This window comes from Pantoea sp. WEP (assembly GCF_041678305.1).
Classification (GTDB): domain Bacteria; phylum Pseudomonadota; class Gammaproteobacteria; order Enterobacterales; family Enterobacteriaceae; genus Pantoea; species Pantoea dispersa.
This window is the reverse complement of the sequence record NZ_JBGNXB010000001.1, coordinates 3,557,559-3,577,720: the sequence shown is the minus strand read 5'-3', so window position 1 is coordinate 3,577,720 and position 20,162 is coordinate 3,557,559. Positions and strand designations below refer to the sequence as shown.

The 20,162-nt window shown below is 56.0% G+C and carries 21 protein-coding genes and 1 tRNA gene; 15 read left to right on the top strand and 7 right to left on the bottom strand.

Annotation, left to right across the window (positions count from 1 at the left end; translation table 11 throughout):
• Positions 1-109: 109 nt before the first annotated feature.
• From ABVR31_RS16755 to ABVR31_RS16730, 6 genes are all read left to right on the top strand, one after another.
• Complete coding sequence (locus ABVR31_RS16755; protein WP_372773544.1) at positions 110-1,291, top strand: PAS domain-containing protein; 1,182 nt, start codon at positions 110-112, stop codon at positions 1,289-1,291.
• A gap of 566 nt (positions 1,292-1,857) precedes the next feature.
• On the top strand, positions 1,858-3,402 hold the full coding sequence (locus tag ABVR31_RS16750; RefSeq protein ID WP_372773542.1) for a methyl-accepting chemotaxis protein: 1,545 nt from the start codon (positions 1,858-1,860) through the stop codon (positions 3,400-3,402).
• Positions 3,399-3,698 (top strand): hypothetical protein, encoded by a 300-nt coding sequence (locus tag ABVR31_RS16745; protein WP_372773540.1) that lies wholly within the window; start codon positions 3,399-3,401, stop codon positions 3,696-3,698. The genes ABVR31_RS16750 and ABVR31_RS16745 overlap by 4 nt, the downstream gene beginning before the upstream one ends.
• Positions 3,699-3,888: 190 nt before the next feature.
• Positions 3,889-4,371, top strand: coding sequence for a MarR family winged helix-turn-helix transcriptional regulator (locus tag ABVR31_RS16740; RefSeq protein WP_088516082.1), 483 nt, complete (start codon positions 3,889-3,891; stop codon positions 4,369-4,371).
• Positions 4,372-4,479: 108 nt separating this feature from the next.
• Positions 4,480-4,683, top strand: a complete 204-nt coding sequence (locus ABVR31_RS16735) for a hypothetical protein (protein WP_254919464.1) — start codon at positions 4,480-4,482, stop codon at positions 4,681-4,683.
• Complete coding sequence (locus ABVR31_RS16730) at positions 4,676-4,966, top strand: hypothetical protein (RefSeq protein WP_372773537.1); 291 nt, start codon at positions 4,676-4,678, stop codon at positions 4,964-4,966. Before ABVR31_RS16735 ends, ABVR31_RS16730 begins: the two co-directional genes overlap by 8 nt.
• A 381-nt stretch (positions 4,967-5,347) precedes the next feature.
• Here ABVR31_RS16730 and ABVR31_RS16725 read toward each other — a convergent pair whose 3' ends face one another.
• Positions 5,348-5,656, bottom strand: coding sequence for a hypothetical protein (locus ABVR31_RS16725; RefSeq protein ID WP_222985830.1), 309 nt, complete (start codon positions 5,654-5,656; stop codon positions 5,348-5,350).
• Positions 5,657-5,927: 271 nt separating this feature from the next.
• Here ABVR31_RS16725 and ABVR31_RS16720 point away from each other — a divergent pair, with 271 nt between their 5' ends.
• The 3 genes from ABVR31_RS16720 (at position 5,928) to ABVR31_RS16710 (ending at position 7,105) form a co-directional block, all read left to right on the top strand.
• On the top strand, positions 5,928-6,347 hold the full coding sequence (locus ABVR31_RS16720) for a hypothetical protein (RefSeq protein ID WP_059009436.1): 420 nt from the start codon (positions 5,928-5,930) through the stop codon (positions 6,345-6,347).
• Between the two features lie 91 nt (positions 6,348-6,438).
• Complete coding sequence (locus ABVR31_RS16715) at positions 6,439-6,642, top strand: Hha/YmoA family nucleoid-associated regulatory protein (RefSeq protein WP_059009433.1); 204 nt, start codon at positions 6,439-6,441, stop codon at positions 6,640-6,642.
• 322 nt (positions 6,643-6,964) lie between these two features.
• Positions 6,965-7,105, top strand: a complete 141-nt coding sequence (locus ABVR31_RS16710; protein WP_372773534.1) for a hypothetical protein — start codon at positions 6,965-6,967, stop codon at positions 7,103-7,105.
• 352 nt (positions 7,106-7,457) lie between these two features.
• On the opposite strand, the gene ABVR31_RS16705 is transcribed toward ABVR31_RS16710, so the two are convergent.
• Positions 7,458-8,006: a hypothetical protein gene (locus ABVR31_RS16705; RefSeq protein WP_372773532.1), complete on the bottom strand. Its 549-nt coding sequence runs from the start codon at positions 8,004-8,006 to the stop codon at positions 7,458-7,460.
• Positions 8,007-8,212: 206 nt separating this feature from the next.
• Between ABVR31_RS16705 and ABVR31_RS16700 the strand changes: the two genes are divergently transcribed.
• Both ABVR31_RS16700 and ABVR31_RS16695 read left to right on the top strand, forming a co-directional pair.
• Entirely contained in the window at positions 8,213-9,787 is a 1,575-nt protein-coding gene (locus tag ABVR31_RS16700; RefSeq protein ID WP_372773530.1) for a TraI domain-containing protein, read from the top strand.
• A gap of 34 nt (positions 9,788-9,821) precedes the next feature.
• A complete protein-coding gene (locus ABVR31_RS16695) occupies positions 9,822-10,781 on the top strand; it encodes a tyrosine-type recombinase/integrase (protein ID WP_372774072.1) in 960 nt (319 codons plus the stop codon).
• Between the two features lie 275 nt (positions 10,782-11,056).
• Here ABVR31_RS16695 and ABVR31_RS16690 read toward each other — a convergent pair.
• The 5 genes from ABVR31_RS16690 to aspA form a co-directional block, all read right to left on the bottom strand.
• Positions 11,057-11,132 (bottom strand) — tRNA-Phe (locus ABVR31_RS16690).
• 108 nt (positions 11,133-11,240) lie between these two features.
• On the bottom strand, positions 11,241-11,819 hold the full coding sequence (locus tag ABVR31_RS16685) for a transcriptional regulator (RefSeq protein WP_372773528.1): 579 nt from the start codon (positions 11,817-11,819) through the stop codon (positions 11,241-11,243).
• A gap of 66 nt (positions 11,820-11,885) precedes the next feature.
• Positions 11,886-13,583: a protein-disulfide reductase DsbD gene (locus ABVR31_RS16680; RefSeq protein WP_372773526.1), complete on the bottom strand. Its 1,698-nt coding sequence runs from the start codon at positions 13,581-13,583 to the stop codon at positions 11,886-11,888.
• 86 nt (positions 13,584-13,669) lie between these two features.
• Positions 13,670-14,971: an anaerobic C4-dicarboxylate transporter gene (locus tag ABVR31_RS16675; protein WP_372773524.1), complete on the bottom strand. Its 1,302-nt coding sequence runs from the start codon at positions 14,969-14,971 to the stop codon at positions 13,670-13,672.
• Between the two features lie 114 nt (positions 14,972-15,085).
• Positions 15,086-16,522: an aspartate ammonia-lyase gene (gene aspA / locus ABVR31_RS16670; protein WP_021507768.1), complete on the bottom strand. Its 1,437-nt coding sequence runs from the start codon at positions 16,520-16,522 to the stop codon at positions 15,086-15,088.
• A gap of 375 nt (positions 16,523-16,897) precedes the next feature.
• On the opposite strand from aspA, the gene ABVR31_RS16665 reads away from it, so the two are divergent.
• The 4 genes from ABVR31_RS16665 to ABVR31_RS16650 all read left to right on the top strand — a co-directional run bounded on the left by ABVR31_RS16665 (position 16,898) and on the right by ABVR31_RS16650 (position 20,083).
• Positions 16,898-17,350: an FxsA family protein gene (locus tag ABVR31_RS16665; protein ID WP_021507767.1), complete on the top strand. Its 453-nt coding sequence runs from the start codon at positions 16,898-16,900 to the stop codon at positions 17,348-17,350.
• A gap of 194 nt (positions 17,351-17,544) precedes the next feature.
• Entirely contained in the window at positions 17,545-17,838 is a 294-nt protein-coding gene (locus ABVR31_RS16660; protein ID WP_021507766.1) for a co-chaperone GroES, read from the top strand.
• A 46-nt stretch (positions 17,839-17,884) separates the two neighbouring features.
• The gene (gene groL, locus ABVR31_RS16655; protein WP_058759603.1) at positions 17,885-19,540 is read left to right on the top strand and encodes a chaperonin GroEL; all 1,656 of its coding nucleotides are present in this window, start codon (positions 17,885-17,887) and stop codon (positions 19,538-19,540) included.
• 195 nt (positions 19,541-19,735) lie between these two features.
• Positions 19,736-20,083: a DUF4156 domain-containing protein gene (locus tag ABVR31_RS16650; RefSeq protein WP_021507764.1), complete on the top strand. Its 348-nt coding sequence runs from the start codon at positions 19,736-19,738 to the stop codon at positions 20,081-20,083.
• Positions 20,084-20,162 lie beyond the last annotated feature (79 nt).

Sequence of the window (20,162 nt, the reverse complement as noted above, 5' to 3'; positions counted from 1 at the left end):
ACGTCGCACGTCCAGAAACATTTCGTCGGTTGACTGAATTTTCGTCATCACACGCCGATATAGCGCCTGAAGCATATTTTGTGCCTCATTACGCTGACCAGGAGAAGTGATGTTCCGGAAATTATTAAAAAAAGCGCCTGCCGTAGAAAGGGCTGATACAGTCACATCTGCAATACCGGCTGTTGAAACGGTCTGCGCAGATAACAGCGACACTCTGCTGCTGAAATGTCTGATGAATATCAATCAGACGTGCGTGTGGTACATTGAGGCACCTGACCTGCGGACTGATTCGCCCGCTTTCTTCTCACCTTCGGCCCGTCGTCTTTTAGGATTGTCTTCTCAGAAGGAATTTGGACTCGCCTCGCTGGTGCAGAGGGTTCATCCGGATCACAAAGACGCTTTCAGAAGTTTCATTCATTATGCTGTCAGCCACAGCGTCGTCGGTAATCCCCTACGATGCCGTATTAAAACAGATGCAAATAATTCTCAATGGTTCCTTCTCCGGGCTCAGTACAGCGCAGACTTTATGCCGCCCCGGCTGGTTGGCACTATTGAAAATATCGGGGAAGAAATCGAGCAGGCCCGCCTTTTCGATATCGTATCCACACGCTTTGACCTGTCCCGGGAAATGCTTAACGACGGACTCTGGGACCTCGATATTATCGGTGGAAATCCGCTCAACCCGGACAACGTATTCTGGTGGTCACCGCAATTCAGAAAGCTGCTTGGCTTTGAAACGACTGAAGAGTTTCCGGACGTAATGGAAAGCTGGGCATCACGCCTTCATCCGGAAGATAAACAGGCTGCGCTTGACGCGTTTGTCAGCCATCTCATGGACTTCAGCGGTAAAACCGGTTTTGATATCGAGTATCGCCTTAAACTGCGCAGCGGGGAATACCGGTGGTTTCAGGCCCGGGGCCAGACAAAGCGCGCGCCAGACGGGACGCCACTGCGTGCTGTCGGTGCGCTTATTGACATTCAGGGGCGTAAAGACCGGCTGCAGCACGAAGAAAGTGAAATCAGGCGGAATATCCAGACAGCTGAAACCGCTAAAGAAATTGCGGAACTGGTATCTGAAAACGGAAGCATTGCAGCGCAAATTAAACTCATTTCGCTCAACGCAAGTATTGAAGCCGCAAGGGCCGGGATACACGGCAGGGGATTTTCTGTTATCGCCAGCGCTATCAGGGGGCTGGCCGAAAGAACAGCTGACATCACCGGGCAGATTTCCCGCCTGCAGATGCGCATAAAAAGTTTTGCTGCGGACACTGACAAATCAGACATACGCTGATCGTCCGGCATTATGTGTGTTCATATCAGCCAGCCGCCTGCTCTGCCCTGTTAGTAGGTGCGGGATCCCATTAATGACCCGAGAGGCTGCTTTTGCAGATGCAGTGAGGTAAGTCCTACTACGAACGGGGCGGGGCTCAGGCGATGTGTTGCCGGCAGACAGGTCATGGTTACCTCTTCAGCCAGCCGGTTTCCGCAGAGCGTGCAACCGATCTGACTGCATCCGGTCCGGTTACGGTTTTCGGTGCCAGCAGCACTTTACCGACAAGTAAGGCTGCATAGCCTTTAGCCGGGCGGGCTGAACGAGCCCTGCCGGTGCGTCACGGCACGCCCGGCTAAGCAGGGTCTATGGAACATTCACCCGGTGTCGGCCTGACCGGCTCAGGCATGCCGGGACCATCCGCTGACGGGTGTTATTACCGTGCGCAGCAGGATATTCAGGTGATGTGGTTGCCTGCCACGACAGTGAAAAAACTATATTGCGTGCAATTTTGTTGCGCTCAACCCTACTGAATCAACGCTTTCTGCCGATACCCCTTCACCAAACAAATGTTTCCCGGAGAACTGATGAAAATTTCAACACGCCTCAGCGCAGGATTTGGTTTGCTTATCCTGCTTTTTATCCTGTGCACAGCTATCGCCGTTCACGCACTGTGGCAGGCCAGGGAGGGGATGAACGACACCGTCGACGTGAAGATGAAGCGCTTTGCACTGGTCGTGGACATACGGAACGGCGTGCGCGACATGGCGATTGCCGCGCGCAACCTGGCCCTGCTGTCTGACCCGGCACAGATGCAGCCCGAGTGGCAGCGCCTGACTGCTCAGCGTGATGCGTATATCCGTAATCGTGAGCAACTGCAAAGAAGCATGTCCGGCAACGTTACCGCTCAGGGGAAGGCTGCCCTGGAGAAAGTGCTTTCAGCGGAGGGAGCCGCACTTTCCACCCTGATGACGGCCGGAAAGCTGGGGCTGGATAACCGCCAGCAGGAGGCTACCGCGTTTCTGATGGCCACCGCCCGGCCGGCGCAGAAGGCTTTACTGACACCCCTTGATGACCTGACGGACATTGAGATGCAGCTGAGCCGGGATACGGTATCTGAAAATAGTGCCCGCACCGCCCGGACGGCCGCTATCCTGTCGGGCCTGGCCCTGCTGTCCGTTCTGCTGTCGGTGGCAACCTGTTATCTGCTCGTCCGCATGCTGATGCGCCAGCTGGGCGGTGAACCTGCTCAGGCCCGCGCGCTGGCCGCCGCCATCGCCGCCGGTGACCTGACCTCTCCGGTCACGCTGCGCCGCGGCGATACTTCCAGCCTGCTTGCCTCGCTGGAAGGCATGCAGGCTAACCTGCGCGGACTGGTGTCGCAGATTAAGGATGCGTCCGCCTCGGTGGCGCTCGCCGCAGACGAAATTTCGCAGGGAAATACCGAGCTTTCCTCGCGCACTGAGCAGCAGGCTGCCGCCCTGCAAGAGACGGCAGCCAGCATGGAGCAGCTGACCGCCACGGTGAAAAGCAACGCGGCCGGTGCGCACCAGACTGCGGGCACGGCGCGCGAAACCGCCTCGCTGGCCCGCGCGGGTGAGGCTGACGTGCAACGCATGTCGGAGACCATGAACGAGATCTCGCTGAGCGCGGTCAGGGTCCGGGACATCACCTCGGTCATTGAGGGCATTGCTTTCCAGACCAACATTCTGGCGCTCAATGCGGCCGTAGAGGCCGCACGCGCCGGCGAGGAGGGCCGGGGGTTTGCCGTAGTGGCGGGGGAGGTCAGGTCACTTGCCCAGCGCAGCGCCAGCGCGGCGCGGGACATCAAACTGCTGATTGAGCAGGCCGTTTCCCAGGTCGAAGGCGGCGTGGCCGCGGCCGCCGGCACGGGAGAGAGTATCCTGAGGGTTGTCAGCATGGTGGGCGAGCTGGCAGACGCCATGGACAGCCTTTCCCTCTCCTCCGGCGAGCAGATGCAGGGTATCTCTCAGGTCAGCATCGCCGTCAGTCAGATGGACGGAGTGACGCAGAATAACGCCGCCCTGGTGGAAGACTCCTCTTCGGCATCGCAGTCGCTGTCAGAGCAGGCCCGTGCCCTGCTCGGCATGGTGGAGACCTTCCGCGTATGACGTACGATAGCGATGCTGTATTCGCCGGCCCGGACCGGATCACCTCTCTTAAGGCCGACGTGGACGCGCTGTTACGGCAGCTAAGCGAGGGTGAATACCTTAGCATAGACACGTTTGCCAACAACTGGGTGCACCTGACAGCCCTCTATGCCAGAATCCAGGCACAGATGAATGACCGGGTCCTGATGGACCGGATGGTCCGCACAGACCTGCTGCTGACCGCAGACCTGATAGCAGTAGGCCGGATGATTATGGTGATAAACAACTTTATGCGCTGTGCGGCCGCCACGCGCTGAACCGGCCAGCCGGTTCACGTTGACATCAATTTAATCTGACCCAATACTGTGCGCGCCCTGATAGGGCGCAGAACCGCTGCTGTCCGGCCGGTGAGGCAGACTGACTGACAGAAGCGTGTCCGGCGCCCTGAACCGCTGGCCGGTGCAGGCTGTCACGCCGCACCCGGCCCAATCCGGAAAACGTGATGATATGAAAGATGACATTCCAGCAAACTGCGATGCGGTTCCTGCCGCAGCGGCACCTGAAACCATTGATCAGTTTCTGTGCTTTGCGCTTTACTCGGCATCCCTTGCCATGACGAAACTCTATCAGCCCCGGCTGAAGCCGCTGGGCCTGACCTATCCGCAGTACCTGGTGCTGCTGGTGCTGTGGGAAAAGGATGGCCTGACGGTCTCCGAGGTCGGCGCGCGCGTACGGCTGGACTCCGGCACGCTCAGCCAGCTCCTGAAGCGTCTGGAGAAGACCGGCGTTATCTGCCGGCAGCGCGACATGCAGCATGATGAGCGGCGCGTGCTGGTTTTCCTGACGGAGCAGGGCCGCCGGCTGAAGATAACGGCCGCCGGCGTGCCCGCGGATATGGTGTCGGTGATGGATACGGCCTGTGATGAGTTGGGTGAGCTGACCAGCCGGGTCGCCGCGCTGCGGGAAAAGCTGGCGCGTGCCCGCACATGATACCGCTTCCCGCCGAGTGCGGGAGACATCATAACCCCGCCGGGTGACCCGAATGACGTCGTTCCCGGCGATATAAGCACGACACCAGTTGTGCGTCAGGAGTATGAATTGGGTAGCGACAGTCCGGATAATACGGAAAGCATTGCGTCAGTAATAGGGCAGGCCGTCTCGGCCCTGCTGAAGTCAGGAAAAGAGGTGGGCATGCAGCAGATCCTGACCGTCCTGGAGCAGGAGGCCGCGCGGTCGGTGGACGGCCGTAAAAAGCTTTACGACCGGGCGATCCGCGTCGTCGCCGGAGACACGGATGGATGATGCGGACTCAGCAGGCCACCGGCTGACACACAGCCGGATGGCCGGTGAATCAGTGCCTGAACGCTGCACCCGGGACGGTTACGTCAGCCCGTTCCGGGTCATCTGTCCGGTTCAGGACGCGGCCGGCGGCACTGTCCTGATGCTGCCTGCGCAATGCCGCTTCGGCTTCCCGGATGGCGGAAAAGGTTGCCTTTCTGCAGCCGGCATCCTTTTCCGTCATCAGCATCTGCTGCAGCCGGAGGAGCAGCGTTATCTCATTAACCGGTTCTTTCTCTCTGAGTAAAAAAAGCACCGCCTCACCGAGCTTCGTGTCGGCCCGTTTTTCATCTTCTGTTCTGTACATTACGTTGCACCACATTCCTGGTTTCAGTCAGGGCAGATGCCGGCCTTGCCGGTATCTGCCAGAGAACTCTGCCACCAATGGTAGCCTCTGCCACGGTATGTTCAACCTGAAATTAATGCACCGTCCGGCAGGGCGTATCATCCCTCCGCATGTGCAACCGTTCCGCTGGTTGCCTCTCTGAACTGTCAATATATAAGACTAACCTTATGATTAAATTTATTTTTTACAGATGTCAGAATGATATGAGACGTTTCCCGTAACGAATTTTCCCGCCGCCGGCGGTTTTTTTTCCTGATGTAATGTAATGCCCGGCCGGCTCTGTCATTTCTGCTGGTTCGCTTGCGTAACCTTCAGGCCGGAGTGCCCGTCGTTATGCGAGCGGCACCACAGCTGCCCCCCGGAGAGAGCAAACCATACGCTAATCATGCGCAGCAGGGCGTTGGCGGCGACCGCCCCCTGCCCGAACATGCTCTGGTTGACGTAGCTGATGGCTTGATCAGCCAGCCTACCGGACGTGCTCCGGTCGATGATTGCGTTAAGCGGTCGCCTGCGGGCTTCCGGCACTGCGGCGTAAACGCTAGCCCCCCTTGCCTCGGCATAGAGTTGCTCCTGCCCGATGATATGACGCATGAGCAGAGCCTGTCCGCGATGTTAATTGCGGAGCCGCTGGCAGGCGCCTGAAGATACTGTTTATTCTCCTGTTCAGCAGGCGTCATAGCGGGTCCATGGCACCTGCTGAATAACTGAAATTGTTGTTACGTTGTGTGACATCCACGTACTGGTCTGGCGGTCTCTCCTGTGGCATCTATACTTTTCCACCCAGGATTAATCTCAGTCACCGTAGCATTTATGCCCGGGACCCGCGATGGACTGCCTTTAACACACCAGAAAGAGGTAAGACATGTATATTCGACTGGATCTCTTTGCCGAGATGCTCGGCATCCGGCCGGGCGACCTGCTACAGGCGACGCGCACGGACGGGGTGCTGGCAGGCTTTACTCTCCCCCGACGTCGTCAGGTGCGCGGCGCTGCCGTGATGTTCCTGCAGGAGGAGGCTGTAGCCTTCTTAAAGCAGTGGCAGACGCGTTCATCTGTACCCTCTGCTCCGGATGCCGATGAGCCGCTGGTATCACTGGACGCATTCGCTCGCCAGGCCGGTATCGCGCCGCTGGCACTCTGGCAGGCTGCCAGTGCCGGAAAACCGCTCCGGGGCATTGCCCTGCCCGTGGCTATCAAATCTTACGGCAGCCAGCTGATGTTTTCCGCTGCGGCCGTTGAGTTATTTACCGCCGAGTACCGATGCTGTTTATCGAAAAAGTAAGGTAAATCAGCTTATTGCCAGTTTTTATTTTTGCCGGATAGTCTCATTATCCGGCCCCTTCGCTGACTCTTAATTAACATGTGGAATATGGATGAACCGTACCGAATGGCTGCTAAAGTTCCGGCGATACCAGAATCTGGAAACGCTGGAGAGGGTTTATGAGCACCTGAGCTATACCGGCGACCCTGATGAAGAATTTGCGATGACGTCGGCTTATGACCATCGAAAGGCCGAGCTTGCCGCTGGCAAGCTGTTTGACCGGGTACCCAGGCACATCTGGCAGTACGTAAAGTAATCTCCTTCTGGCGCCGTTCTCATAGTGCGGCTCTCTCTCGGCCGTTTAGCTGGCGATGGTTGATAAGTAGCGGCAATTTCCGAAGGAGCTGGCCAGCGATATCAACAGGCTGCTGCGGGAGGGCCGTGAGAAAGGGCTGCACGCCGACCTTCCCGGCCAGCCGGACTACCCCTGGCGGGCCGGTAACGGCAACCTGAAGGCTCAGAACGACCTGTTCCGGCGGCAGCACGCGCTGCACGTGGTCAAGCTCACCTGCTGGATATATCAGGTGTTGGCAGAGAGCGGGTGGAGCGACCGCAGGCAGCTACGCCTGAGCCTAGCCATGTCCGGCATCTACCTTAACCGTAACGGGCTTGTTTCAGGCTTTGATGAGCATGGCCAGCAGCGTATGGCCATACCCGGCTGTGCCTGCCAACTGGTGCCTTCAGCGATCGCCGATGCTGACCAGCCTGCATTATCCTGACAGCTGTTACGTGCGCAGAGAGATAGATGTCCGATACAAACCCGTAATGCTGTTTAAGGTTCATAGCAGCCGTATCAACAGGAACCGGGCCAGACTTTCACACCATATTATTGCGTGTTGCCGACTCTTCGTCGCCTGTTACCGGTTGCTGACTGACAGGGTTGAGATAGCTTGTGAGGTTATTGCCGCTGCAGCAGGTTAGCGTTATTAAAAGGGTCATAATGGAGAGAATTTTTTTCATATTAACAGCCTATGGAATGAAGGACTGCACATGATCGTTCAATTCGAATGCATGTGTGTAGTCAGTGTGTACATTCCCTAAATGCCCTAACACCTGAAATTATTTTTCCGACTAGGAAGATTTACGCCGTAGTATCAGCACGGGCCATTCCCTACGGAATTCCGTGCGCCAGCGCCACTGCCGGAAGAGAATTTCCAGCTGCATCAGCGCCCTCATCGCTGGTGTAAAAGGGATACGGTAAGTGCGGTGATGGACGGTAAGCCCACCTTCAGCGATACAGGCCAGCATCCGGCGAGCACGAATGTCGGTCAGAAGGTGCGAGGAGATGATAACGATGTGGTACTTTTCCAGAGCCTGTCGGGTTGACGCCTTCACGCATTGCCAGAACTGATGGACCCGCTCTGGCGTCAGATCTGTGGTGGGCTGCCAAGGGGCGAGGTGCACCCACGCCCGACTGCGACGATGGCGGATCAGCGTCAGCGCCGGTCTTAACTGCCGCTCTGCCCATGCGAGCGGGCGAAGGAGAAAGGGAAGAAGGAACAGCAGCACCCATACCAGATAAAACCCGGTGGATGTGCCGTGGAGGGTGAAACTCAGGCTCATCGTCCCGCACAGTGCCAGCCAGATCATAAAAAAAAACAAAACAAAGAATTGCTGCATACGATGGTTCGCGATACCGGTGTAATCAGAGGTATGCAGGAAAGCATCACGGTGTTACCAGATCACCCTGAAAATCTGAAACCACTTCTGAACATTTTAACAAGCAGGATTTCTGTCAGAGACGGTTACGGGTTTCCGGTTGAAATTGTCCGGAGAGCTTTTAGCTTAGCGTCATATTCAGCAGGCATATTACGGCGGAGGTGACGGTGATTGGACTTAACTGGTTAACAGGCAGGGGCAGACAGGAAAACCAGCACGTAGAGGGACTATCTAAGGGCGACACATCCCCCCGGCCTGTTGCTGATGGTAGCTGGCACCCAGCTCTGACGGGCAGTGCGCAGCTTCAGACAAACGAGTACCGTCGTCTTATCCGGGTGCTGACAGAAAACAGTCCGCTTTCAAAGGAAGTCACTGAAGCCTGGTGGCTCAGGCCTCTGGAGGAGATGGCGGCACGGGTGCAGGCCTGCCCGGCTGCCTGGTCCGGCCCGTACTCTGGTCCCGGAGGTTTTAATGAACTAAGCCTGAACGTGGCCGCGCGTGCGGTCAGGCTGGTCCGCGGCATGATGCTGCCAGCAGGCGCCACGCCTGAAGAACAGGCTGAGCAAACGCCCGGCTGGGTCTGTGCGGCATACTGGGCCGGGCTGTTCCATCATCTGCCCTGGCTGATGCAGGTGGAGGGGGCTCTGAAGAACGGTCGGGTCTGGTATCCCGGCCTGAGCGTGCCCGGAGATCAGTGGCGGGTCAGGCAGACCACTGAACCCTCAGGCGAGATGAACTGCGTATTTGTGGCGCTAAGACTATTGCCTGAGACGGCCCTGTTGTGGCTTCAGCGCTGGCCCGCTCTGTCTGATACACTCCTGCTCTTTCTGTCGGGACGCCGTGCCGAAGCCGGGACACTAACCAGTATTGTGAACGATGCCCTGAGCAGTTGCTGTCTTTCAAATGAGACCGTAATGTCCGGGCAAAAACCGCAGCAGGCCTCTCTGGTTAATATAACATCTGTAACAGACCATACCCCCCCGAAATTATATGAAGTAAAACCTAACTCATTGTCCAGTCTCGATAATGCTGAAGGTATTTTAGTGCCAATCAAAAATGTATTTTTGGACTACAGTTCTGCTCAGGAAAGTGAGTTGTCGCCTGAGAAGATTGTCCCGCCTGCTCCTTCATTGGTGCTGGAATCCGCACTCACAGTAGAGGAAGCCCTGCTTTCTGCAGAAAACGCCATCAGTAAGGGAGAAGAAGAGCAGACGCAGGGCTATACGGAGAATCTCCTGTCATTGCTTGATTTAATGGCTGAAGGGAAAACTGCTACGGCATTGGATAATTCTTCTTCGGATAATCGTCCAGCCACGCCAATTACAACTGAGGTGTTTCATTCCGATGAAAACAGGAAAGATAAGGGAGAAGAATCCGGTGTGCTCTTTCTTGAGTGGATTAGGGACAGCATTGAGGACGGCAGGCTGAGCGTAAATCAAAAGGACAGTCTGCTTCACGTTCTGGCGCAGTTTGTTTTTGTGGTCTCACCGGCCTGTTTTTACCGTTACACCACGACTGCAGGAGGCAGCGATACGGATAAGGCCAGACTACAAAAAAGTTTTGAGGCACTGAACGTACACCATTCACGAAATGGTAAGGGGTTATTTCATTACCATCAATACGATACTCTGGATAAGAGTGGTCGTTTTACAAAAGTGTCAGGCTATATGATTAATGCCGACATTTTATTTAAAAAAGGGAGCTGTCCTTCGGACAGCACATGGCTTTCAGCCAGGAAATGACTGGTTGGGGATCATTTATAAAATTGAGGTCAAAATGAAAGATTCGTGTTCATTTGATGAACTTCTTGAAGGATATTTTTTTAGTAAAACTCTTCGAGTTGCAACTGAATGGAGTTACAGAAAAGTATTAAAGACTTTCCTGAACTTTGCTGGAGCAGCCATATCTCCTGCTGATGTTGATGACAGGTTGGTTTTAAACTGGCGCAGACATGTGATTAATGTGGAGGGTCTAACAAAAACCACATGGAACAATAAGCTCACACACATGAGAGCATTGTTCAACTTTGCAATAGAGGAACGTTATATTTCGGCAACCAAAAATCCCTTTAATGGCAAGATTGCACGGCCAGATGTAAAGCGAAAGAAAACCCTAACTGATATCCAGATTAATAAAATATATCTTTTAATGGAGGCCAGGGAGGCGGATGAACAGTATGGTAAAAACTATAACCACAGGTCGGCATTGAGACCTGCATGGTTCTGGCTTACCGTGCTGGATGCTTTACGAAGGACAGGTATGAGGCAGAATCAGCTTCTGCATATACGATTGTGTGACGTTAATTTTATGCATAACTGGATAAGCCTTCGACCGGAAGGAGCAAAAAACCATCGCGAGCATCTTGTTCCGATCACGCGTCATCTGAGACCAAGATTAGAAATGCTTTATAACCGTTCTCTGGAAAGAGGAGCAAAGATGGAGGATCAGCTTTTCAATTTATCCCGATTTGATGGCCGCAGAAATGAGACAAGTGAAAACATGGATAATCCACCATTGCGTGCATTTTTTCGCCGGCTTTCAAATGAATGTGGTTTTGTTGTGAGCCCTCATCGATTCCGGCACACAATAGCTACAAATCTGATGAGTATGCCTGACAGAAACCTGAAAATGGCTCAGGATCTTCTGGGCCATTCAACGCCTGCAGTCACTCTGCAATACGTAGAGAGCGACATTAACAAGGTCAGGATCGTTCTCGAACAGCTGGAAGTGACCTAAGAGTAATCTTAAGTCAAATTTTAACGATATGATTCTTATAGAGGAAAAAAGGGAGGCAAACCTTTACAAAAGATTGACAGAAAACATTTCTAAAGGTAAATACGATGCTGAAGTATTTTTTAAGGATTTGAGAAGTCCAGAGGATGCACGAACATCCTCCGGACTTTAAGTCCCATGTTCAACAATGGTGCGGTAAGCAAACTACCAACATCATGCTGGGGACCACTGTCATGCCCGTTAAGGATCTCAACACCTAACGAACAGGCTCTGAAGAGTGGTGCCCGGAGGCGGAATCGAACCACCGACACGGGGATTTTCAATCCCCTGCTCTACCGACTGAGCTATCCGGGCAACGGGGCGCATTAAACCCTAATGGCTCACAGCCGTCAACGGGTTTCGTAAAAAAAGCGTAGCAATCGTGACTGATTGCCTGCTTTTCAGGCAGACTGAACAAAAAGCCTACGCCAGCGCGCCGTTTTGCCGGCATAGCGCGATGCTCAGCACATCTTCAGCCAGACGCCGCGCGGTAGCGACATCCTGCACGTTGCGTTTCACCAGCAGCTTACTCAGACAGCCTTCGAGGATCAGCTCCATCTGATCGGCCACCATGCTGGGGTTGTCCAGCGCCAGGTCGACGAGGATTTCATGGGTGAACTGCCAGGAACTGCGCTTCTGCTGTTCGGCAAGCTGGTGCACCGGTTGATCCGGCTGGGGATAGAAACTGCAGGCGGCAATAAACAGACAGCCGGGAAAGCGGCCTTTACTGACGTGCTCTGCCAGCACGTCGTAACGCGCCAGCAGCTTTTGTGCCGCACTGAAACGCTCATCCAGTTGCACCTGGCGGCGCCAGCTGTCGATCTGCTGGCCGTGAAAGCGCAGCGCGTCATACAGCAGGGCATCGCGATCGGGCCAGTAGCGCTCCAGCTGATCGCTGGTGAGGCCGCTTTCGCCAGCCAGCTGCTGCAGCGAGGTGGTCGCGGCCAGGCCGCTCTGTTCGAGCACATTCAGCGCATGCTCAAGGATCTGTTCGCGTTGCAAAAGACTCTCCTCCGGAATGCGGGCCCGGGCGCGTACGCCCGGGCAGTGTCGTGCAACCAGTTTCGTTTAACGCGGCAGATTGTGCAAATGGGCGCGGAAATCCGCGGCGTTAAGGAATCCGGTGACGCGTGAATCGGCAATCTCTTTGCCCTGCGCATCAAAGAACAGGATGGTCGGCAGGCCAAGCACCTGCAGATGCTGCAGCAGCGCGTTATCCTGCGCGTTGTTGGCTGTCACGTTAGCCTGTAGCAGCTGCACGTTGCTCAGGGCACTGCGTACGCCGTCATCGCTGAAGGTGTATTTTTCAAACTCTTTGCAGGCCACGCACCAGTCGGCATAGAGATCGACCATAGTGATACGGCCCTGCGCCTGCTGTAATGCGCTATCCAGCTGCTGGCTGCTGCTGATGCGCTGAAACGGCAGGTGCGCGACGCTTTGCGTACTGCTGCTGCCAAATGCCCAGTCCTGCAGCGGGCGCGCCACCACCAGCGCGGCCGCCAGCATGATGATCGGCAGCACGCGCGCTGTGCCGCGCGCGCTGAGACTCAGGCTGAACGCCCAGGCAAAAAATGCCACGCCGAGCAGACTCCACAGCCGCAGTCCCCAGATATCGCCCAGCACGCGCTCCAGCAGAAACACCGGCAGCGCCAGAATCACAAAGCCACAACCCTCTTTCACGCTCTGCATCCACGGCCCGCTTTTCGGCAGCAGCCGGTTGCCGAACATCGTTACAGCAATCAGCGGCAGTCCCATGCCGAAGGCGTACAGCCACAGCGTGCCGGCACCGGCCCACAGATTACCGCTCTGCGCGATATACAGCAGGATAGCGCTGAGCGGCGCGGTGGTGCAGGGTGAGCAGATCAGGCCTGCCAGCGCGCCCATCATAAACACGCCCGCCAGCGATCCGCCTTGCTGACGGTTGCTCCACAGCGTCAGACGCGTCTGGAGGCTGGCAGGCAGCTGCAGCGTGAACAGGCCAAACATCGACAGCGCCAGCAGCACAAACAGCACGGAGAGGCCGATCAACACGTAAGGATGCTGCAGCGCAGCCTGGAAACGCAGGCCCGCCGCAGCCACCACCATACCGAGCAGGGTGTAAGTCAGCGCCATACCCTGCACGTAGACCAGTGCGAGGGCGAACAGCCGGCCCAGCGAGTAGCGGCGCTGACCACCAAGAATGATGCCGGAGATCAGCGGATACATCGGCAGCACGCATGGCGTAAAGGCCACGCCGATGCCAATCAGCAGCGCCCACAGCGGCGAAAACGGCAGCGGCGTGCGGTCAGCGGCCGGTGATGCCGCGATTGCCGGCGCGGCGCTATCGGCAGCCATCGCCGTCAGCGGCACCGAGCGGGTCTCCGGCGGATAGCAGAAACCGGCCGCGGCGCAGCCCTGATAGGTCACGCTGAGCGTTGCACCGGCATCGGCCTGGCGCAGGGTGATCGGCAGCTGTACGTCCTGCGGATAGATTTCGCTCTTGCCGTAAAACTCATCTTCGTGCGGCTGGCCCGGCGGCAGCGTGACCGGCGCCAGCTGCGCGTGTTGCGCGCTGATGTGGAATTGCTGGCGATAGAGGTAATAGCCGTCCTTCACTTTCCAGCTCAGCGTCAGCTGATGGCCCTGCTGGCTGAAATCAAAGCCAAAGGCCTGATCGACCGGCACAAAGCGGTTGTTGGTGGTGGGCGAGAACAGGCTGGCCTGCGCCGACAGGCAAAACAGCAGCGCCAGGCACAGGCTTAACAGGCGGGAAAATCGAGCAGCCATGACGAATTAATCAGCTCCGGTGGCGAATGAGCCGCGATAATAACACGGCTCATTCGCCACGAGGTTTTCAGGATGTAACCACGACGCTACAGAATCAGGCTACCGAACAGGAAGCCAAACGCCACCGAGAAGGTGATTGCCAGTACGCCGGGAATGATAAACGAGTGGTTGAACACGTACTTACCAATGCGGGTCGAGCCGGTGTCGTCCATCTCCACCGCGGCCAGCAGCGTCGGGTAGGTGGGCAGCACGAACAGCGCGGACACCGCGGCGAAGGAGGCGACCGCCGCCAGCGGCGACACGCCGAGCATCAGTGCCGCCGGCATCAGCGCTTTGGTGGTGGCCGCCTGCGAGTAGAGCAGCGTGGCAGCAAAGAACAGCACCAGCGCCAGCATCCACGGATAGCTCTGCAGCATGTCGCCGGCCAGCGTCTGGATGTCGCTCAGGTACGCCTTGACAAAGGTATCGCCCAGCCAGGCGACGCCCATCACGCAGATACAGGCGCTCATGCCGGATTTAAACGTGCTGGCACTGAGAATTTCACCGGTTTCCACTTTGCAGGTCAGGCAAATCAGCGTAGCAACCGTCAGCATAAACACCACAATGGCTTCGTTACGCGGCAGCACCGGATTGCTGATCAGGCCCACGCTGTCGCTGATTGCCGTCGCGTACAGCACCACCGCCGCAATACCGATCAGGAACAGCAGCACCGCGCGTCTGGCTCCCGGCTTGATGTGATAAACCTGCTCACCGCGCAGCGTCACTTCACCTTTCGCCAGGCGCGCCTGATAGACGTCATCTTCTTTGAGTTCTTTGCCGAGAAAGTTGGTGATCACGGCGGCACAGAAAATGGCCAGCATGGTGGCAGGCAGCGCGACGCCGAGCAGCGCCAGATAACTGACGCCGCGCGGTTCAAGAATCGAGGCAAAAAATACCACCGCGGCTGAAAGCGGCGAGGCGGTGATGGCGATTTGCGACGCCACTACGGCTATCGACAGCGGGCGCGAAGGGCGTACGCCTTGCTCTTTGGCCACTTCCGCAATCACCGGCAGGGTAGAAAAAGCGGTGTGCCCGGTACCCGCCAGAAGCGTCATCGCATAGGTCACCAGCGGCGCAAGGAACGTGACATAGCGCGGATGGCGGCGCAGCAGGCGTTCCGCCAGCCCGACCAGATAATCCATGCCGCCAGCCACCTGCATCGCGGCGATGGCCGCAATCACCGCCATAATGATCTCGATGACATCAAACGGGATCGCGCCGGGTTTCATGCCGCAAACCAGCGTCAGCACCAGCACGCCTAAACCGCCGGCAAAGCCAATGCCGATGCCGCCGAGGCGCGCACCCAGCCAGATCGCCAGCAGGACGATGAGCAATTCCACCACTACCATAGTTTCACTCCCTGAAGTGCCGCAACACGCAGCCACTTTAGTTATAGACGTCAAAATAAAAAAGCACGCCGTATTGTATACAGGCGTGCTTCAGACGACTTGATCCGGAACGGATTACTGTTCGTTTTCGTCGGTGTAGCGTTTGGCTTTGTATTCCGGGTGCATCAGGTTCTGAATGGAGAAAATATCGTCCAGCTCGGCTTCGGTCAGCAGACCGCGTTCCAGCACCACTTCGCGTACGCTCTTACCGGTTTCAGCACAGATTTTCCCGACGATATCGCCGTTGTGATGGCCGATGTACGGGTTGAGGTAAGTGACGATACCGATGGAGTTGAACACGTAGGCTTCACAGACCGCTTTGTTGGCGGTGATGCCGTTAACGCATTTTTCCAGCAGGTTGTAGCAGGCGTTAGTCAGGATGCTGATCGACTCAAACAGCGCCTGGCCAATCACCGGTTCCATCACGTTGAGCTGCAGCTGACCGGCTTCAGAAGCCATGGTCACCGTGGTGTCGTTGCCAATCACTTTGAAGCACACCTGATTGACTACTTCCGGAACCACCGGGTTAACTTTCGCAGGCATGATCGAAGAACCGGCCTGCAGTTCCGGCAGGTTGATTTCGTTCAGGCCGGCGCGCGGACCGGATGACAGCAGGCGCAGGTCGTTACAGATTTTCGACAGTTTCACCGCCAGGCGCTTCAGCGCTGAGTGCACCATGACATAAGCGCCACAGTCTGAGGTGGCTTCAATCAGATCTTCGGCGGGCACCACCGGCAGGTTGCTGACTTCCGCCAGGCGCTGTACCGCCAGCTGCTGGTAGCCGTCCGGCGTGTTGAGGCGGGTGCCGATCGCCGTGGCGCCGAGGTTAACCTCCAGCAGCAGTTCGGCGGTGCGCAGAATGCTGCGCGTCTCTTCGTTCAGCAGTACGTTAAACGCGTGGAACTCCTGACCGAGCGACATCGGCACCGCGTCCTGCAGCTGGGTGCGGCCCATCTTCAGGATGTTTTCAAACTCCACCGCTTTGCGCTGAAAACCTTCGCTCAGCTGGCCAATCGCGTCGAGCAGTTTGAGGATCGAGGCGTAAACCGCAATGCGGAAACCGGTAGGATAAGCGTCGTTAGTGGACTGACACTTATTCACGTGATCATTTGGGTTGAGGTACTGATATTCACCTTTCTGGTGACCCATCAGTTCCAGACCGATGTTAGCCAGCACCTCGTTGGTGTTCATATTGACCGAGGTGCCCGCGCCGCCCTGATAGACATCAACCGGGAACTGGTCCATGCACTTACCGTTGTTCAGCACTTCATCACAGGCCTGAATGATGGTGTTGGCGATGTGGCGGGGGATGGTTTGCAGCTCTTTGTTGGCGAGCGCGGCGGCTTTTTTCACCATCACCATGCCGCGAACAAACTCAGGGATGTCGCTGATCTTACTGTTACTGATATAGAAGTTCTCAATCGCACGCAGAGTATGAACACCGTAATAGGCATCTGCCGGAACTTCACGCATGCCTAACAGGTCTTCTTCGATACGAATGTTGTTCGCCATGATTACCTTCTTATTATTGCTGCTGTGTTACTGCCGGGCATCCGGAATGGATGGGCGGCGAATAACGTGCAGGTGAAGCAATTATATTGTCGTGGAATACCAGTGCCGACATTTTATCCATCTTCGGGCTGGCGAGCACGATCATATTCTGTCACTGCAGAAATGCTTGTGCACAGATCACTTTACGGACATTTGCTGGCCCAGCGGTAATAACGATATGTGATGTACTTCGCAATTTTAAGTCAGTGGCATAAATTTAATAGCGGCGGTTGAATTTCCCCGGCCGCGTGCCCATCTCATACGTTATGGTCATGCTGACCCTTCAATTTTGCTGCTCCGCACGCTGCGTGGCGGCACGACTCACAGGAGATATCGGTGCGCTGGTTACCGTTAGTGATTTTTTTTGTTCTGGCCTGGATTGAGATCTCGATTTTCATCCAGGTGGCGCACGCGCTCGGCGTGCTGCTGACCATGCTGCTGGTGATTTTTACCTCGTGCATTGGTGTGTCGCTGGTGAAAAACCAGGGCATGAAGAACTTTATGCTGATGCAGGAGAAGCTGGCGCGTAACGAGAGCCCGGCGGCGGAGATGATCAAAAGCGTGTCGCTGATCATCGCCGGTTTTCTGCTGCTGTTGCCGGGCTTCTTCACCGATTTCCTCGGCCTGCTGCTGCTGCTGCCGCCGGTGCAGAAACACCTGACGCTGAAGCTGATGCCGCACCTGCGCGTATGGCGCGGCCCGGGGCAGGGCCCGGATAGCGGCGTCACCATGGACGGCGAGTTTGAGCGCAAAGATCAGGATCGTATCGGTCACGATAAAGATCGCTGAATGTAAGCGGGGCGGCGTAAGCCGCCCTTTTTGCTGTCTTTTTCGTCATCTGTTACGCAAACGAAAATTTTTTATTTTTTTGCCCTTGAAAGCCCCTTTTCTGCCCCTATCTCTCTCTCCACGAGGCCGGAACCCTCAAGCCCGGCGTTCAACCCAAAAATGAATGATTGGACTTCTCAAAGGAGAGCTATCAAATGAAAATTCGTCCGTTGCACGATCGCGTTATCGTCAAGCGTAAAGAAGTTGAAGCCAAATCTGCTGGCGGTATCGTTCTGACCGGCTCTGCAGCAGGCAAATCAACCCGCGGTGAAGTACTGGCTGTTGGCAATGGCCGCATCCTGGAAAACGGCGACGTGAAGCCGCTGGACGTGAAAGTGGGTGATCTGGTGATTTTCAGCGAAGGCTACGGTGCCAAGACTGAGAAAATCGACAACGAAGAAGTTCTGATCATCTCTGAAAGCGACATTCTGGCGATTGTTGAAGCGTAATTTACGCGTAATTCACTGAACGAAACGAATTTAAGGGATATTTGAAATGGCAGCTAAAGACGTAAAATTCGGTAATGACGCACGCGTAAAAATGCTGCGTGGCGTGAACGTACTGGCAGATGCAGTAAAAGTTACCCTGGGCCCGAAAGGCCGTAACGTGGTTCTGGATAAATCTTTTGGTGCACCGACCATCACTAAAGATGGTGTTTCTGTGGCACGTGAAATCGAGCTGGAAGACAAGTTCGAGAACATGGGTGCGCAGATGGTGAAAGAAGTCGCTTCTAAAGCTAACGACGCAGCAGGCGACGGCACCACCACCGCTACCGTTCTGGCACAGGCTATCGTCAACGAAGGCCTGAAAGCCGTCGCGGCGGGCATGAACCCAATGGATCTGAAGCGCGGTATCGATAAAGCCGTTGCAGCAGCCGTTGAAGAGCTGAAAACCCTGTCTGTACCATGCCAGGATTCCCGCGCTATCGCGCAGGTAGGTACCATTTCTGCCAACTCCGATGAAAGCGTCGGTACCCTGATCGCTCAGGCGATGGACAAAGTGGGTAAAGAAGGCGTGATCACCGTTGAAGAAGGCACCGGTCTGCAGGACGAGCTGGACGTGGTTGAAGGTATGCAGTTTGACCGTGGCTACCTGTCTCCGTACTTCATCAACAAGCCAGAAACCGGTGCAGTGGAGCTGGAAAGCCCATTCATCCTGCTGGCTGACAAGAAAATCTCTAACATCCGCGAAATGCTGCCAGTGCTGGAAGCTGTGGCGAAAGCCGGCAAACCACTGCTGATCATCGCAGAAGACGTGGAAGGCGAAGCGCTGGCTACGCTGGTGGTCAACACCATGCGCGGTATCGTGAAAGTGGCTGCGGTGAAAGCACCGGGCTTCGGCGACCGTCGTAAAGCGATGCTGCAGGATATTGCTATCCTGACCGGCGGTACCGTGATCTCTGAAGAGATCGGTATGGAGCTGGAAAAAGCGACGCTGGAAGACCTGGGTCAGGCAAAACGCGTGGTGATCAACAAAGACACCACCACCATCATCGATGGTGTGGGCGATCAGGGCGCAATCTCTGGCCGCGTGACGCAGATCCGTCAGCAGATCGAAGAAGCGACGTCTGACTACGACAAAGAGAAACTGCAGGAGCGCGTTGCAAAACTGGCAGGCGGTGTAGCCGTACTGAAAGTAGGCGCAGCGACTGAAGTTGAGATGAAAGAGAAGAAAGCACGCGTTGAAGATGCCCTGCACGCTACCCGTGCTGCGGTTGAAGAAGGCGTGGTTGCCGGTGGTGGTGTCGCGCTGGTGCGTGTTGCGGCGAAAATCGCAGCATCTGGCCTGAAAGGTCAGAACGAAGACCAGAACGTCGGTATCAAGGTTGCTCTGCGTGCGATGGAAGCGCCACTGCGTCAGATCGTTTCTAACGCCGGTGAAGAGCCATCTGTGGTTGCTAACAACGTGAAAGCCGGCGACGGTAACTACGGTTACAACGCACAGACCGAAGAGTACGGCAACATGATCGACTTCGGTATCCTGGATCCAACCAAAGTGACCCGTTCTGCGCTGCAGTACGCATCTTCTGTGGCCGGTCTGATGATCACCACCGAAGCGATGGTCACCGACCTGCCGAAAAGCGACGCACCTGACTTAGGTGCTGGCGCTGGCGGCATGGGTGGCATGGGCGGTATGGGCGGCATGATGTAATTGCCCTGAACGTCTGAGCTGTTGAGAAACCCCCGATCGGAAACGGTCGGGGGTTTTTCTTTTGCCGGCGAACAAGGTATAAGTAAGGGCGCAATACTTCGGCTTTGCGGGTTTAGGGCAATGAATGTTCAGAAAAAATGTGCGCTTTTCTGCTACGCTGCCGCCCGACACTGATGATAATAAATGGGGATTATAATGCGGATTAACCTCTCGCTCGGACTGGCAGTCGGTACCTTACTGCTGGCGGGCTGTAGCACCTCCAACCAACTGAGTGCCGCCGGCGAACGTGTCACCTTTGTTGATCAACAGCCAGGCAGCCAATGTCAGCTGCTGGGCAATGTTACCGGTTCGCAGAGCAACTGGCTGACCGGCTCAGGCGGTGAAGGCAGTTCACTGCGCGGCGCGGCCAACGACCTGCGTAACCGCGCAGCAGAGATGGGCGGCAACGTGATTTATGGTGCCACCAGCCCGACGCAGAACCTGCTGTCTGCCTTTGCCCCGCTCGACAGCAAAATGTCGGGTCAGGTGTATAAGTGCCCGTAATGGCAGAGCAGCAATAAAAAAGCCGCGAGAGCGGCTTTTTTGTTTTTGAGTACAGTTCCAGCACGGTCGCCATCAATGG